The sequence below is a fragment of the Pollutimonas rozaliensis genome (genome assembly GCF_048751585.1).
Taxonomy (GTDB): Bacteria; Pseudomonadota; Gammaproteobacteria; order Burkholderiales; family Burkholderiaceae_B.
Genome location: NZ_JAZHOB010000050.1, coordinates 1 through 290, shown reverse-complemented (window position 1 = coordinate 290; position 290 = coordinate 1). Strand labels below are relative to the sequence as shown.

Below are 290 nucleotides of genomic sequence, written 5' to 3'. Positions count from 1 at the left end.
CCAGGGAGCGCCGCAGAGCCGCCCAGATGTCGACCACGCCGACGCCCTCCCACAGCTTGGCGAACCAATGGGTCGACACGCCGTTCATCGGGAAGGTCAGGCCGCCGGAGGGCCCCTGGAAGCTCAGGGCCAGGATGGTCAGCGTCGGCCCGTAGAGGAACAGGACGTAGAGGGCGAAGACGCCGGCCAGGAGATAGAAGGCGAGGCCGCGGGGCCGGTCCATCGCTACAGCTCCCGCCGGAGGTCGATCATCCGGGTGAGTCCCAGGATCATCAGCAGCACGGCAGCCA

The 290-nt window shown here is 68.6% G+C and carries 1 pseudogene; it reads right to left on the bottom strand.

Annotation, left to right across the window (positions count from 1 at the left end):
- Window positions 1-223: pseudogene (locus tag V0R37_RS21915) on the bottom strand (ABC transporter permease); the annotation flags it as partial.
- Between the last annotated feature and the right edge of the window lie 67 nt (window positions 224-290).